Source organism: Nocardia brasiliensis IFM 10847 (assembly GCF_000710915.1).
In the GTDB taxonomy this organism is placed as follows: Bacteria; Actinomycetota; Actinomycetes; order Mycobacteriales; family Mycobacteriaceae; genus Nocardia; species Nocardia brasiliensis_A.
Genome location: NZ_BAUA01000034.1, coordinates 13,024 through 27,564, shown reverse-complemented (window position 1 = coordinate 27,564; position 14,541 = coordinate 13,024). Strand labels below are relative to the sequence as shown.

Annotated in this window: 13 protein-coding genes; 6 read left to right on the top strand and 7 right to left on the bottom strand. The window is 69.2% G+C overall.

The window, feature by feature from the left end; translation table 11 throughout:
• The first annotated feature begins 24 nt into the window (after window positions 1-24).
• Complete coding sequence (locus NBRGI_RS06530; protein WP_029893508.1) at window positions 25-702, top strand: hypothetical protein; 678 nt, start codon at window positions 25-27, stop codon at window positions 700-702.
• A 12-nt stretch (window positions 703-714) separates the two neighbouring features.
• On the opposite strand, the gene NBRGI_RS06525 is transcribed toward NBRGI_RS06530, so the two are convergent.
• A complete protein-coding gene (locus tag NBRGI_RS06525) occupies window positions 715-1,773 on the bottom strand; it encodes an AraC family transcriptional regulator (protein WP_029893506.1) in 1,059 nt (352 codons plus the stop codon).
• Between the two features lie 96 nt (window positions 1,774-1,869).
• Between NBRGI_RS06525 and NBRGI_RS06520 the strand changes: the two genes are divergently transcribed.
• From NBRGI_RS06520 to NBRGI_RS06500, 5 genes are all read left to right on the top strand, one after another.
• A complete protein-coding gene (locus tag NBRGI_RS06520; protein ID WP_029893504.1) occupies window positions 1,870-3,330 on the top strand; it encodes a flavin-containing monooxygenase in 1,461 nt (486 codons plus the stop codon).
• 32 nt (window positions 3,331-3,362) lie between these two features.
• Complete coding sequence (locus tag NBRGI_RS06515; RefSeq protein WP_029893502.1) at window positions 3,363-5,492, top strand: ABC transporter ATP-binding protein; 2,130 nt, start codon at window positions 3,363-3,365, stop codon at window positions 5,490-5,492.
• A 34-nt stretch (window positions 5,493-5,526) separates the two neighbouring features.
• Window positions 5,527-6,267 carry an energy-coupling factor transporter transmembrane component T family protein gene (locus NBRGI_RS06510; protein ID WP_029893500.1) on the top strand — a complete coding sequence of 247 codons (741 nt, stop codon included), beginning with the start codon at window positions 5,527-5,529 and terminating at the stop codon, window positions 6,265-6,267.
• 56 nt (window positions 6,268-6,323) lie between these two features.
• On the top strand, window positions 6,324-6,995 hold the full coding sequence (locus NBRGI_RS06505) for a DUF1345 domain-containing protein (protein ID WP_029893498.1): 672 nt from the start codon (window positions 6,324-6,326) through the stop codon (window positions 6,993-6,995).
• Window positions 6,996-7,215: 220 nt separating this feature from the next.
• Entirely contained in the window at window positions 7,216-7,869 is a 654-nt protein-coding gene (locus NBRGI_RS06500) for a hypothetical protein (protein WP_029893496.1), read from the top strand.
• A gap of 168 nt (window positions 7,870-8,037) precedes the next feature.
• Here NBRGI_RS06500 and NBRGI_RS06495 read toward each other — a convergent pair whose 3' ends face one another.
• The 6 genes from NBRGI_RS06495 to NBRGI_RS06465 form a co-directional block, all read right to left on the bottom strand.
• Window positions 8,038-9,327: a lipase family protein gene (locus NBRGI_RS06495; protein WP_158439791.1), complete on the bottom strand. Its 1,290-nt coding sequence runs from the start codon at window positions 9,325-9,327 to the stop codon at window positions 8,038-8,040.
• A 376-nt stretch (window positions 9,328-9,703) separates the two neighbouring features.
• Entirely contained in the window at window positions 9,704-9,883 is a 180-nt protein-coding gene (locus tag NBRGI_RS06485) for an antitoxin (RefSeq protein ID WP_014981584.1), read from the bottom strand.
• A gap of 100 nt (window positions 9,884-9,983) precedes the next feature.
• Window positions 9,984-12,299 (bottom strand): ATP-dependent DNA ligase, encoded by a 2,316-nt coding sequence (locus tag NBRGI_RS06480; RefSeq protein ID WP_029893492.1) that lies wholly within the window; start codon window positions 12,297-12,299, stop codon window positions 9,984-9,986.
• Between the two features lie 51 nt (window positions 12,300-12,350).
• Window positions 12,351-12,575 (bottom strand): antitoxin, encoded by a 225-nt coding sequence (locus NBRGI_RS06475; RefSeq protein WP_029893490.1) that lies wholly within the window; start codon window positions 12,573-12,575, stop codon window positions 12,351-12,353.
• A gap of 38 nt (window positions 12,576-12,613) precedes the next feature.
• Complete coding sequence (locus NBRGI_RS06470; protein ID WP_036557683.1) at window positions 12,614-13,756, bottom strand: MBL fold metallo-hydrolase; 1,143 nt, start codon at window positions 13,754-13,756, stop codon at window positions 12,614-12,616.
• Window positions 13,756-14,484 (bottom strand): enoyl-CoA hydratase, encoded by a 729-nt coding sequence (locus NBRGI_RS06465; RefSeq protein WP_029893484.1) that lies wholly within the window; start codon window positions 14,482-14,484, stop codon window positions 13,756-13,758. Before NBRGI_RS06465 ends, NBRGI_RS06470 begins: the two co-directional genes overlap by 1 nt.
• Window positions 14,485-14,541 lie beyond the last annotated feature (57 nt).

The following is a 14,541-nucleotide window of genomic DNA, read 5'->3' as shown; positions in this document are numbered from 1 at the left end:
GTCTCCCGAGGAGAAGGAACTCCGATGCCGGATCTTGCCGCGTCAGCCGTACGTACCGCCTTCGCCGCCGGAGCCCGGTTGCGGCGGGCCAGGGTCTTTCATCCGAACGGCCTGCCGCTGTCCGGACGGCTGCGTGCGGAAGATGAATTCACCGCCCTGTTCGGCGAGGGTGACCGCGCCGTCATCGCCCGTCTGTCCAAGGGCGTCGGCACGCCGGGCGGGCTGCCCGACGTGCTCGGCTTCGCCTTCCGGGTGCTCGACAGCCACGACCGGCCTTGGGATTTCGCGTTGGCGACCACCGGGCGCGGCGCGCTCGGCCGGTTCGTCATCACCCCCGCACGCGGCTGGGTGCACGCGCGGTACGGCAGCCTGATGCCGTACCGGGTCGGAAGCTCATCGCCCACTTGGTTTTTCGCCGAACCCGACCCCGATCAGCCCACCGCGGCCTCGCTGGCAGAACTGCGGGAATACCTGCGCGACAACGCCCTCTCGTTCGACTTGACGGCGAGCGGACTGGGCACACCGGCTTTCCGCATGGCGGAGCTGACTCTGCGCCTGGCCGAACCACAGGAGCACCGGACGGACTTCTACGATCCCATGCTCAACACTCCGGACGGTGTGGACCTGGTGCCCAAAGCCGTGGGCAAGGTGCGCGAATTCGCATACGCGGGCAGCAGGGATGGCCGCGGCGAAGAGTCTTGACCCGAGCCCGGCTCAGCGACGCAGCGCGCGTTCCCTGCGGTAGGCGGCCGGGGTCGCACCGGTCCAGCGTTTGAATGCGTAGATGAACGTGGACGATTCGGCGTAGCCGAGCCGGATCGCCACATCGCTCACCGAAAGTGGTGTGGTGGTGAGCATTTCCTCGGCCAGCGCGCGACGTACCTCGTCGAGCAGCGCGCGATAGCTGGTGCCCGCCGCGTCCAGGTGCCGGCGCAGGGTGCGTGTGCTGATATTGAGATCGCGGGCGACGGAATCGATTCCGGGTGGCGCGGTGAAGCCCTCCAGCCCGCCGGGCACGAGCAGCGCGCGCACCTCGGCGGCGATGCCGGTGCGGGCACGCCTGCGGTGCACCAGATCTCGGCATTGTGCCAGGCACATGGCCCAGGTCTGCTCGTTCGCCTGGGGCAGGGGCTGATCCAGCACCGCAGGGTCGATGGCGAACAGATTGCGCGGCCGTCCGAAACGCGGACGCACTACCGTGACCGCTTCGATCCGGTCCGCGTATGCCGGTTCCTCGAACCGGAATTCGGCCCTGGCCAGGGGCAACTGCCTGCCGAGCAGATCGCTCATCACCTGGTGCATGGCGGTGACGTCGCGCTCCACCAGGAATTGGCGCACGTCGGCGGGGATCAGCTCGTCGTGCACCCACGCCACGAACTCGCCCTCACGCCACTCGGCGACCGGCAGGCAGAAGGTGAAGCTCAATTCGAGATACCGCAGCGCGAACGAGATCGCCTCGCCGAGGGTCGGGCTGCTGACGCACGCGAAGCCGAAGATGCCGAAAGTGGTGATCCGGTAGCGGCGGCCCACCTCCACCCCCACTGCGGGCCGCGCCGCGAGTTCGCGCACCAGATTGCGAATCACCGCGAGCTCCACGTGCGCGGCGATCTGCGCGTCCGGATCGCGCAGCAACGATTCGGTGAGCCCGGTCCCGGCGAGCATGCGCCCCGCGGGCACGCCGTGCTCCCCCGCGTACGCGACCATCAGCGCCACGCTGGCTATCCCGCGCGGAAAGTTCCAGTCGCGGATCCCCGGATCCTGCACCCGTTCCACAGCGCCACAGTATGGGACAGGGTGGCCGAATTTGTCGATCGGGTGGGTGGCGGGGACTTAGAGTGGAACTAACTGCATTCCCGTGAGGAGTGTCACATGGCAGCAGGGCGGCAGCCGTCGGTAGTGATCATCGGCGCGGGGTTCGGCGGTATCGGGATGGCGATCGAGTTGCGCCGCAACGGTTTGCACGACATCACCATTCTGGAGCGGGCCGCCGACCTCGGCGGTGTGTGGCGCGAGAACACCTATCCCGGCGCCGCCTGTGATGTGCCGTCCCCGCTGTACTCGTTCTCCTTCGAGCCGAAGCCGGACTGGCCGCAGCGCTATTCCGGACGCCTCGCCATCCACGACTATCTGCGCAGTGTCGCGGCACGCAACGGGGTGCTCGACAGCATCCGGTTCGGCGCCGACGTGACGCACGCCGAGTTCGACGACGCCACCGGCCGCTGGACGGTGCATACCGCGGACGGCAGCGCGCACACCGCGGACGTGCTGATCCCCGCGGTCGGACAGCTGTCCCGGCCCGCCCTGCCGGATATCGCGGGCCTCGACTCGTTCGCGGGCCCGGCCTTCCATTCCGCGGAGTGGGACCACGCGGTCGAACTGACCGGCAAGCGGGTGGCCTGTATCGGCACCGGCGCCAGCGCCATCCAGTTCATCCCCGAGATCCAGCCGCGGGTAGCCGAACTGAGGCTGTTCCAGCGCACACCGGCCTGGGTCATCCCGAAGTTCGACACCGATTACTCGCCGGTGCAGCACCGGCTGTTCGCTCGTCTGCCCGGCGCGCTGCTGGTCGAACGGTTCGGCTGGTGGGCGATCGCGGAATTCGTCTCGCTCGGCCTGGTGGAATTCCCGGCCATCGCCCGGCTGGTGGCGCGCATCGCCGAACGGCATCTGCACAAGCAGGTGACCGATCCGCAGCTGCGGGCCAAGCTCACCCCGGACTATCCGATCGGCTGCAAGCGCGGATTGTTCTCCAACGACTACTACCCGGCCCTGACCCAGCCGAACGTGCAGGTGGAGACCACGGCCATCACCGAGGTGGTGCCCGAGGGCGTACGCACCGCCGACGGCACCGTGCACCCGGCCGACGTGATCATCTACGGCACCGGCTTCAAGGGCACCGAATTCCTGTGGCCGATGGACATCTACGGCCGCGCGGGCCGCAAGTTGTCCGATGTCTGGGCCGCGGGGGCGCACGCCTTCTACGGCATCGCCGTGCCGGACTTCCCCAACCTGTTCCTGGTCTACGGCCCGAACACCAACCTCGGGGTGGGCTCGATCATCTACATGATCGAATCCCAGGCCCGCTACATCCGTCAGGCGGTCGCGTTGCTCGGCGACGGCCGGCGGCTCGAGGTGCGCGCGGACCAGGAGCAGCGGTTCAACGACGCACTCCAGCAGCGGCTGGCGCGGACCCCCTGGAACTTCTGCTCGAGCTGGTACCGCAACGCCGCGGGCCGGATCACCAACAACTGGCCCGGCTCGCAGACCAGCTACCGCCGTCACGTCCGCAAGCTCGACCCGGCGGACTACACCCTCACCTCCGCACGCTGAGGCCGGTCGGCCCGGGGTGGCAGACTTGTGCCGTGAGTGGACTGCCGACAGCTGACAAACCGGCCGAACACGGGCCGTTGCGTCCGATCGAGCTGGCCACCGGCGCGGTGCTAGGCGGCGCCACCGTCGGGTTGGTCACCGTCGGGTCGGTGATCCCGATGGCCGCCGCGCTGAACCTGGTCGCGGCGGTGCCGATGGGGATGATCGCGCACCGATTCCGGTTACGCGCCCTGCTCACCGCCGCGATCGCGGCAACCCTGGTCACCTTCGTCGCGACCGGGCTGCTCGCCACCATCGGACTGCTGATGACCTCGACGATCGCGGGCATCATCGGCGTGCAGAAGCGCCGCGGCGGCGGATTCGTGACCGTGTTCGGCCTCTCGGTGCTGGCCGGGCTGATCTGGGGCGCGTTCTCGGTCGGCTTCCTGCAGCTGGTCACCACGACGCGCAACCTGGTGTTCGACAACATCCGCAACGCCTCGCGCGGCGTCCAGGATCTCGCGGCGCGCCAACCGCAACTGGAACCGCTCGGCCGCGCCGCCGCGGATATCACCGATTCGGTGCTGCGCTGGTGGTGGCTCTGGCTCGGCGGCGGCGCCGCGCTCGGCATCGTGACCACGACGCTGTTCTCCTGGTTCGTGCTCGGCTCGGTGCTGGACCGGCTGGCCTGGCTGCCCGGCCACGACCGGCTCGACGCGCCGCCGGACGACCGGCCGATCGGACCGCTGCCGGTCACCTTGCAAGGCGCCGGCTTCCACTACCCGGATGCGCAGCGCGCGGCACTGCGCGATATCGACCTGACCGTGGACGTCGGCGAGTTCGTCGCGGTGGTCGGGCACAACGGCTCCGGCAAATCGACGCTGACCCGGCTGCTCGCGGGCCTGCCGCCGACGGCGGGCACCGTGCGACGGCCGGGCTCGGCGGGCCTCGGGCACCCCGGCGGCACCGCGCTGGTCATGCAGCGGCCGGAGAGCCAGACCCTCGGCGTGCTCGTCGCCGACGACGTGGTGTGGGGCCTGCCACCGGAACTCGCGGCCGAGGTCGACGTCGAGGCGCTGCTCGGTGAGGTCGGTTTGGCGGGCATGGGCGCCAAGGAGACGGCGACGCTGTCCGGCGGGCAGCAGCAGCGGCTCGCGGTCGCCGCGGCACTGGCCCGCCGACCCGCGCTGCTCATCGCCGACGAGGCCACCTCGATGATCGATCCCGACGGACGCCGCGAACTCGTCGAACTGCTTGCCGCACTGCCGAAACGACACGGCATGGCCGTGGTATTGGTGACCCACCACGAGGCCGACGCCGACGCGGCCGACCGGGTGGTGCATCTCGCGGACGGGCGCGCGGTGGACAGCCTGCCCGCCTGGCCCCGGCCGGCCCGCGCCGACCGGCGCAGGCCGATGGGCGAGACCCTGCTCGAACTACGCGGCGTACGACACACTTACAACCGCGGCACCCCGTGGGAGGCGGCGGCGCTCGACTCCGTCGACCTCACCGTGCGCCGGGGTGAGGCCCTGCTGGTGGTCGGGGGCAACGGGTCGGGCAAGTCCACCCTGGCCTGGATCATGGCCGGATTGATCGAACCCAGTTCCGGCCGTTGCGAACTCGGCGGCAAGTCGATCACCAAGCAGATCGGCCGGGTGGAACTGGCTTTCCAGCATTCCCGGCTGCAATTGCAGAAGCAGACGGTCGGCGCGGAGATCGCGGACTGGGGCGGACGGGCCACCGGCTCGGGTGCGGTCGGGCGGGCGCTGGACGCCGTCGGTCTCGATCGCTCGCTGGCCGCCCGCTCGATCGAGGAGCTCAGCGGCGGACAGGCCAAGCGGGTGGTGCTCGCGGCCATCGTGGCCAGCCACCCGCAGGTGGTGGTGCTGGACGAGCCGCTCGCCGGGCTCGACCCCGAAGGCCGCGCCGATATCGTGGAACTGCTTGCGCGGCTGCGTGATTCGGGCTTGACCCTGATCGTCATCTCGCACGATGTCGAGGACATGTCCGCGGTGTGCGACCGCACGGTGCACCTGCGGTCCGGGCGGCTGCTCGCCACCGAATCGGCGACGGACGTCGCACCTATACCGAAAAACCTCGCGCCCCACCCTGATCCACACCCGGCCGGACCGGCTTCGCGACCGGGCGACGCGGCGTGGGGCCTCGAGCACGGAGGTCGATGATGGACTACGCCACGACGCGTGCCGAGGTGGGCGGATGAGCCTCGTATTGTTTCGTCAGGTGCCCGTGGAGAGCCCGGTGCACCGGCTCTGGGCCGGCACCAAGATGATCGCGACCTTCCTGATCAGCCTGCTGCTGATGGTCCTGCCGACCTGGCCGGTGCTCGGCATCCTGATCGCCTTCCTGATCTTCATCGGCGTGGTCGCCCGGCTGCCGCTCGGCACCCTGCCGCGGCTGCCCTGGTGGTTTTGGGCGCTGCTGGTCGCGGGGGCGCTGGTCAACCTGCCGGTCGGCGGTCAGGCCCTGCTGCGCTACGCCCAGGTGACGATCTTCGGCCTGATCATGGTGGCCGCGTCCTTCCTCGTCGCCTGGACGACGCCGATGAGCGATATCGCGCCGGCGCTGGCCAAACTCGGTGCGCCGCTGCGCAAACTGCGGGTACCCGTCGACGAATGGGCGGTGGTCGTCGCGCTCACCCTGCGCGGTCTGCCGCTGCTGATGGACGAGATCCGGGTGCTGCGCGCCGCACGCAAACTCCGGCCCAAAGACGGCGCGCTCTATCTGGCCACCGAAAACGTGCTGATCGATATCCTCACCGCCGCCATGGCCGTATCCACCCGGCGCGCGGGCGAACTCGGCGAAGCGATCTCCGCGCGGGGCGGCACCGGCGAGCTCGCCGCCCATCCCAGCTCGCCGGGACGACGCGACGCGATCGCACTGGCCATCGTGTTCGCCGTGTGCGGCGGCGCGTTCGCCCTCGGCCTCACGCTGCTCTAGCCCGGACCCGCCTCGCCTCCCGGAAGGTGGTCCGCCGACGGGTGATACTGGCCCGGATGAGTGACGACGCCATACCGGCTTGGCAGCGACGGACCACCCGGGAGTCCCGGGCCGGGATGTCGGTGGCCGTGCTCGCCATGATCGGGTTGCAACTCGCGTTGCCGGACCGGTTTCTGCCGACGCCTGGGTGGTTGCTGCCCACGCTGGAGGGTTTGCTCGTGGTCGTGCTGGCGGTAGCCGATCCGCTGCGCCGCGACCGGGAAGAGAACTGGTTGCGCTGGGGCGGGCTGATATTGGTCGGCCTGCTCGCGATGGCGACCGCATATTCGGCCGATCACCTGGTCATGGGATTGATCGATGGGACGCTCAGCGACGATCCGGCACGGTTGCTCGGGTCCGGCGCGGCGATCTGGCTGACCAATGTGGTGGTGTTCGGGCTGGGCTACTGGGAGTTCGACCGGGGCGGGCCGGGCGCTCGGGCAAACGCTCGAAAACCGTTGCCGGACTTCTTGTTTGTCCAGATGCAGAACCCCGAACTGGCAGACCCGGAATGGGAGCCCCAGTTCATGGACTACCTGTATCTGTCCTTCACGAACGCCACGGCCTTCAGCCCGACGGACGTGATGCCGATGACGCGGTGGGCGAAGGCGATGATGATGGCGCAGTCAGGGATCTCGCTCGTGCTCGCGGCCCTGGTCATCGCCCGTGCGGTCAACGTATTGCACTGAGCCGGAGCTGAATAGCCAACGGCTATAACATAACCCACGAATTTTAAACCGGAAGAATACCCCCTATTTTTGGGGCCAAACGCCTTCGGGGCGGTACAGTTATCTGCGGAGTAGCTGTTGTTTGAATCACATGGTGTCTGCGCACCGCAGTGGGGGAAGGAAATTCGGCGTGCGCAGCGTTCTCCAATGCTTGAAACCTGATGAAGATGGGAACACCCGAATGATTCTCCGCAAGATCACTGCGGCTGCCATTCCTCTCGTCGCGGCGGTCGCCGTCGGCGCGGGCACCTCGTACGCAGCGCCGGCCGCTCCGGCGGCCAACGACATCGGCTATGCGTCGAACCTGGTGGGCGACAAGATCATCACTACGCTCACCGGCGGCTCGTTCGAGGTCGCGGGCGATGCGGTCGCGGTGAAGGACGAGGCAGGCAACACCGTAGTCACCATGCCGCTGGCCTTCCGGCAGGACGGCCTGGAATACCCGCTACCGCACGCGGTGCGCGACACGGGCCGGACCCTGGAGCTAACCGTGGTCAAGGACGCGGCGAAAGCGCGTCCGGTGCCCGCGACGGAAATCGCCTCGCCGTATGAGAATCAGCGGGCCCAGGACGCATTTCTCGCGCAATTCGGCATCGCCACCGCGGTCGGCGGTTTCATCGGCACCGCGATCGGCGCGCTGGTCGGCCTGACCGGCATCCTCGGGGGGCCGACGGTGATCGCCAGCGTCCTGGCGGGCGCCGCGGTCGGTGGCATCATCGGCACCATCGTCGCCGGTGGGCCCACCCTGATCGTCGCGGGTATCGACCTGATCGGCACGCTGACCGCCCCGCCGGGCACCACCAAGTGGATGAACGACGGTAGCCCCAAGAACTGACGCGCACCCGACACGGCGCACACCGGCCCGCTCGGCCGGTGTGCGCCGTGTTGTTCTGTGCGGCAGTCGGATTCGGGACGCGCGTGACGACGCGCACCTTTCATGCCAGCAGCGGCGCGTCGCCCGGCGAGCCGTTGCGCGGCCCGCGAAAAGGTACGCGGCAGCAGGCTAGCGCGGGTGGCAACCCTGCGGCACGGGACTGACGGCCACCCGGTCGGCGAGGTAGGCCATGGCGCCGAGCGCTTCGCCCGCGGCGGCCGGATTGTGGCCGGGGAGCGGCGAATTCAGATACGTGATGTCGGCGCCCTGTGCGCAGTAGCGGCCGACCAGGTCGGTGAAGCCCGCCGGGGGGATCACGTCGTCGGTGGTGCTGTGGTACAGGTACATCGGTACCGTCGGGGCCGGTTCGCCCAGCTCCTGGCCCGCGGTGGCGGCTCGAAAACCGGGGTGGGACAGCAGGTCCGGGACCGCGGCGTAGTCGTCGACGCGGGCGCCCATGTACTTCAGCACCAAGTCGGGACCACAGGCGTTGCCGTCGGCGGCCAGCATCGCGCGACCACGCTCGTTGAGCAGATCGGCGACACCGGCGTTCGGCTGGTCCTTGATCGCCGCGAGCAGGATGAGCATGGCCAGGCCCGCCTGGCCGGTGCCGTCCACATGTTTGGCGATGGCGGGCCAGTTCGACGGCAGACCACCCGCGGCGATGCCCGCGAATCGGATGTCCGGCGCGTACTGCGGCTGCATCTGTGCGGCCCACAGCGTCGCGAACGCCCCACCCGAATAGCCCCATGCGGTGATCGGCGTCTGCGGCCCGAGACCGGCCGCGGGCAAGGCGCGCGCGGCACGGATCCCGTCCAGCACACCGTGACCCGCGTTGACCCCGTCCAGGAACCGTGCCTGCGGGCCCTCGTGATCGCTGGTCACCACCGCCCAGCCGCGGCGTAACGCGTCGGCCATGAACGGGGTGTCGATCAGGGCTTGGGCGCCACCGAGATCACCGCCGCCGCGCAGCGCGTAGGACGGCGCACACCGGGTGCCCAGGCTGTCCTCGGCGATCTGATACGACAGCAGCGGCCGCGGTCCCGGCCCGAACCAGGGCAGCATCGGCACCATCACGGTGGCGACGTTCGCGATCGCGGCGCCGCCCGCGTCGGTGCTGCGGTACTTCACCTGCCAGGTCGAAACCGGTAGCGGCAGACCGAACAGCGCGATCTGGCGCGAGTCCACGATCGCGCCCTCGGCGTAGGCGGCGAGATCGGCCGGCGCCGCGTAGAAGGGGTCGGCGTCCGGGGGTGGAATCTGGGCGTGCGCCGCCCCCGACGGGCTGAGCGGCGTCACGGTCAGCAGCGCGGCGGCTACCGATAATCCGAATCTGAGCAGGGCCGATCTCCGGGATCCGGTGGATGCTGCCGCGCCGACGAACGTTGCCCCACTACCGATTCCGCTCGGAGTCGCCATGGCAGGCAACCTACCTTGCCCGCGCTCACCCCGGCCGGTACTCGCCGGATGTTTCGCCGAAACCCCTAATTCGTTGCCGGGCCGACACATTCGACCGGCGAGCCGCGATAGGCCGGACACGCCGCGCTCGGCGGCAGCATGGTGGTCGCGCACAGGGCCTCCCCGAGTTCGCCCGGGAGCACCCGTGCACCGGCCGTGACCTGCGCCGATTTACTCGAGCCCCGGGTTGTCCACGGTACTGGCCGAGCACGCCACCGGGCAACGGGCATCCTCGGTCAAAGCCGCAGCCGCGCGTGTCCGCCATCGAAAGACGCTTCGCCCCAACGGGATCGACGCCGAATCAAACGGAACGAACTGGACGCCCCGAAGCCGGTTTTCAGCCCTCCTTACGCAGGGCCTTCTTCGCCGCCTCCTGCGCGGAGTCCACCTGCCCCGCGAACTTGCCGCCGGTCTTCTGGTCGACGATATCGCCCGCCTTCTCGATGACGGTCTCCACCTTGTCGGCGTTCTGCTGGGCCAGGTCGAGCGCCTTGCCTGCCAGGTTCTTGAAGTCCACTGTGCACTCCTCGTTCTCGCGCTGAGTTCAACCGCGGACTCACCCTACCGAGGCGAACACCCACGGCAACGGCACGACGAGCGCGAAAACGGTCACACCGTCAGTCCTGCGCACCGAGCCAGGCCGGGTGCCACAGCCGACCCGTCTCGGTCCAGTTCATGAACCGCACCGAGCCGCGCAGTTTCGGCGTCACCCACACCGCTTCCTTGCGTTCCTCGGCGGTCAGGTCGTTGTCGAAGGGGTTCGTCTTGCGTTCCAGTTTCGCCAGCCGCCCCGACAGCTCCTGCATGTCGGCATCGTTGAAACCGGTGCCGACCCGGCCGACGTAGATCAGCCTGCCCTCGTACGGAATGCCGACGAGCAGCGACTTGAACTCGCGTGCTTCGCTGCGCCGCCAGCCGCCGACCACCACGTCCTGGGTGCGCCAGTTGCGCTGCTTCACCCAGGAGTGCCCGCGCTTGCCGGGCAGATAGACCGAATCCTTCCGTTTGGCGATCACGCCTTCCATGCCGTGGTCCTGGCTGTAGCGCACCGCGTCCGCGCCCTCGCCGTCCAGTCGCGGCGGCACCCGCAGCGACGGCGCGGTGCCGGCGAGCGCCTCCAGCACCCGGCGCCGGTCGGAATACCTTTTCCGGACAAGCGAAGTGCCGTCCAGATACAGCACGTCGAACGCCACGAACACGGCCCGCGCCGCATCCGCCTGCAACAGGCCGAGATTGGCGACGCCGTGGTCGTCGAACACCACCGCCTCACCGTCGAGCACCACCTCGTGCCCGGCCAGCTCGTCGGCCAGCGGCCCGATCCCCGGGTACCGCGCGGTCACCACGTTGCCTTTGCGGCTCCGCAGAGTCAGTGTGCCGGAGCTGATCTCCGCGATCAGCCGGAAGCCGTCCCACTTCGTCTCGAAGCACCACTCGTCGGTGTGCAGGTCCGCGACGTCGCCGGGGGTCGCGAGCATCGGCGCGAGTCCCCGCGGGAACGGCGACGGACCGCTGGACACCCGGATGATCCGCCCCGTCGAGGCCGTGTCCGCACCGTCCCGCTCGGGCTCGGCCGCGTCGCCATGCTGCTCCCGCATCAGGTGCATCAGCCACTGGTTGCCGTTGGTCTGGATCAGCGCATAGCGCCCGTTGAGGCGTTCGCCGTGGAATCGGACGATCACCTCGTCGTCCCGCCATTTCTCGGTGACGTAGGTGCCCGAGTCCCAGATCGTCATATCGCCGCCGCCGTACTGCCCCTTCGGGATCGTGCCGTGGAAGTCCAGGTACTCCAGCGGGTGATCCTCGGTGTGCACGGCGAGGCGGTTCTGTTTGGAGGAGGTGGGCGGTCCCTTCGGCACGGCCCAGCACACCAGCACGCCGCCCCGCTCCAGCCGCACGTCCCAATGCAGCCGGCGGGCATGGTGTTCCTGCACGACGTAGCGGCTGTCCGCCCCCGGCACCGGCCGGTCGGCAGGCACGGGTTCGGGCGTGCGCGCCGGATCGCGCATCGACCGGTACTTCGCCAAAGCGTCGGGGCCCGACTCCGCCGAGGCGGTATTGCGTGGCGGCAGTGCCGGATCCAGCTCGGCGAGCAGGTCGCCGTCGGACTGCCAGCGCGCGAGGACTTCGTCGAAACGCAGGTGCCGCAGCTTCTTCCGGCTCTCCAATTCCCGCCAGCTGCGCGGCGCCGCCGCGTTCGGCTGCTCGCGCCCGCGCAGCGAATAGGGCGCGATGGTGGTCTTGGACGGGTTGTTCTGGCTCCAGTCGAGGAATACCTTGCCGCCACGGACGGATTTCGACATGGTGGCGGTCACCAGATCGGGATGCAGCTTCTCCAGATTGGTCGCGACCTGCTTGGCCACCGTCGACGCGCCGCTGCCGCGCAACTCCCGATCCAGCGGGACGTAGAGGTGAATTCCCTTGCTGCCGCTGGTCACCGGGAACGCGCGCAGGCCGATGCCCTCGACCATCTCGCGCACCGCCAGCGCGACCCTCGCGCATTCGGCCAGCCCGGCGCCGGGCCCGGGATCCAGGTCGAACACCAGCCGGGTGGCCGGCCCCCGCTCGTCTCCGTCGAAACGCCATTGCGGCACATGGACTTCCAGGGCCGCCTGCTGGCCGAGCCAGGCCATCCCCGCCTCGGATTCGATCAGCGGATAGGTGACCGTGCGATCGGAGTGCCGGACGGTGCGTCGCTCGATCCAGGACGGCGCGTGCGACGGGAGGTTCTTCTCGAAGAAGGAAGGCTCGTCGACGCCGTTGGGCCAGCGCTTCCTGGTGACCGCTCGACCGGCGATATGCGGCAGCATGGCGGGCGCGATCGCCGAATAGTAGGCGATGACTTCGCCTTTGGTGGTGCCGGTGGCTGGATACAGCACTTTGTCGAGGTTGCTCAGCTCAACCTCGATACCCCCGAAGTTCCGGCGGGCTGCCATGACAACGATTTTAGAGGCGGGGACCGACAGAAACCTGGTCCCCGCCGCTCATCAGCCCTGCGGACCCGGCTGCTCGGGGGCGCCCGGCTGTTCCGGCGGGACCGCCTTCTTGGCGGCTTCCTTGCCCTTCGCGATCTTGTCCGAGTACTTGCCCTGCGTCTTCTGGTCGATGAAGTCACCGCCCTTGTCGATCGCATCGTTGATCTTGTCGGCGTTCTTGGCTGCCGCGTCCTTGCCCTTGCCGACCAGGCCCTTCAGAGTATCGGCGAAGCTCATAGCGTTCGATCCTTTCCGTAGCCCACTAGCACGAGTGTTCACCCCACATCTTCCCACCACGACTCCCGTGCGGGCGCCGCATCGGGATCGACCCGCTGACCGGGCATGGGAACGGCGATCGTGGTGCCGGCCCGCTCCGCCGCCGCGACCATCCGGCGCACCGGCTCGGACCAGCCGTGGAAGGCGAGATTGAAGGTGGCCCAGTGGATCGGCACGAGCAGACCGTAACCCGCGTTGCCGACGCACAGATCGGCGTGCGCGCGCACCGCCTCCTCCGGGTTCATGTGCACGTCACGCCACCGCTCGTCGTAGGCGCCGATCGGCAGCAGGGTCAGATCGAACGGCCCGAGTGCGGCGCCGGCATCCGCGAACGCCTTGGTGTAGCCGGTGTCGCCGCCGAAGTACGCCCGCCGGGTCGGGCCGACGATCGACCACGACGCCCACAGCGTGGTGTTGCGCACCAGGCCGCGGCCGGAGAAGTGCCGCGCTTCGGTGCAGGTGATGGTCACGTCCGCGTCCGCGTGCGCCCGGCCCAGCGCGGACATCGAAACCGAACCGCCCCAATCCAATTCGATGATCCGGTGCTCGGGCACGCCCCAGTGCCGCAGATGCGCGCCGATACCGATCGGCACCAGGAACGGCGCGGTCTGGCGCAGCACGAGTTCGCGGACGGTGTCCTTGTCCAGGTGGTCGTAGTGATCGTGCGAGATGATCACCGCGTCCACCACGGGCAGTGCGGACAGCGGCGTCGGCACCGGATGCATCCGGGTGGGCCCGACCAGCGCGGACGGCGAAACCCGATCGCTCCACACCGGGTCGGTGAGCACCCGGTAGCCGTCCACCTCGATCAGCGCGGTGGCGTGCCCGTACCAGGTGACGGCCAGCTCGGCGGCCGCCGCGGGCAACTGCGGTGTCTGCAACGGGATCACGCCGGTCGGCCGGCCGACGTTACGCTTGGTGAGCGCCGAAACCAGCAGGGACGGCGCCGATCCCGCCACGATCTGACTACTCGGCTCGGTGTTGTGGAACTGGCGGTCGCGGTAGGTGGTCGCGCCCGTCGCGTACGGCTGGATGGCCGAGATCGAGGCGCCCATCGCGGAGGGGATGCCCCACGCCGCGCGCACCACCCAGGTGAGACCGAGCGCCCCGGCCGCCCAACCCACAATGCTGCGAATGCTCATCATCGCCCCACAAATTTCGCGGCACGTTTCTCTTGCCTGGCCAGGCGCCCCTCCTGGGCGTCGGCGCTGCTCCACGCCGCCTCCAGGGCGGCGCGCTGCTGCGCGGTGTCCGGGGCCCTGGTGCCGTCGTCGTTGAGCACCAGCTTCATGTGCCGCAGCGACAGCGGCGCCAGCGCGGCGATCTGCTTGGCCCAGGACTGTGCGTCGGCGAGCGAGCCGAGCCGGTTCGCGAAGCCGAAAGTGTAGGCGTCGGCCGCGGTCACCGATTCCGCGCCGAGCAGAATGGTCCGGGCGGGACCGCCGCCGATCAGTGAGACCAGCCTCGTCATGGTCCAGCGGTCCACCGAGATGCCGAGCTTGGCCGCGGGGATCGCGATATAGGCGTCCGGTTCGATCACCCGCAGATCCGAGGCCAGCGCCAGCTGCACGCCCGCGCCGAGCGCGCCGCCGTTGATCGCCGAGATCACCGGGATCGGCACCGACTCGATGGTGTGCAGCATGTCCATCAGGCCGCCGAGGAACTCCTGCGAGTAGACCCCGGACAGGTCCGCGCCCGCGCTGAAGATGGGACCGCGCCCGGTCAGCACGAGCACCCGTGCGTCGTCGGCGACGGCGGCGAGGACGGCTTCGCGCAGCAGCGTGATCAGTTCGAGGTTCAGCGCGTTGCGCCGCTCCTCGCGCTGAAGTTCGATGGTCACTACGTCACCGTCTCGGCTAACTCCGAGCATGCGACCTCCCCAACTGAGCGATCCGTCTGGTTACATTCACTTTGCCACAGCGGACGG